Source organism: Vibrio sp. 811, assembly GCF_033339195.1.
Genome location: NZ_JAWOUB010000368.1, coordinates 1 through 724, shown reverse-complemented (window position 1 = coordinate 724; position 724 = coordinate 1). Strand labels below are relative to the sequence as shown.

1 protein-coding gene is annotated in these 724 nt (G+C 47.8%); it reads right to left on the bottom strand.

Translation table 11 applies throughout. The features are described from left to right. Positions 1-724: fimbria/pilus outer membrane usher protein (locus R7Q46_RS26920; protein WP_318078193.1), on the bottom strand; the 724-nt coding region annotated here is incomplete at both ends.

The window sequence follows — 724 nt, the reverse complement described above, 5'->3', positions numbered from 1 at the left end:
AGTTGAACGCATTACTAACAAAACCCAGCCCTGCAACAATTAGGTCATCTTTTGCTTCAGCTTGTGTTTCCAAGGTTAACCAATCCGTCATGCCATGACGCATCGCTACAACAACGCCACCAGCACCATATTCATTCGATGCGTTTCCAAAATCTTCTCTGAGCGCACCAATACTGGCACTGTAAGAAGTAAATCCTGTTTTCAACAAATCAGAAGAGAGGAAAAACGGGCTGGTCATGACCGTTTGTCGGCCTTGAGCATCAGTCGCAATGACGGTTGCTTCACCCGCGCCAGAGATCATGGGAATGTCGTCAATAACGAAAGGGCCTGGCCCGACGGCCATTGAGTCGGTTTTAAAGCCATTGATGAATAAATCCAACGTCGTTGGCGCAGTGACCTCACCATAAAACGCTGGCAATGGCGTCGTCACTACGTCGGGGCGCATAGAAAAGTCATGCGACAACTGAATGCCCGCCATTCTCACCGGCTGACTCCAAGACAAAGGACGGACGATGTAGTCTCCGACTTCCAAACGAAGTCGGCGCGCCTGATTGGCGTACTCATACCCTGTATCGAAACGGGTGTATTGACTGCTTTGCTGAGACTGAACATCGCGGTGAAAATTGGATTTAAATATTCCCGTTGTAGAAAAAACGCCAAACTCAGAAAAGGCTCTGACTTCATGATTGATAGAAACCTCCTTTTGTTGGCTTTCGTTTTCATA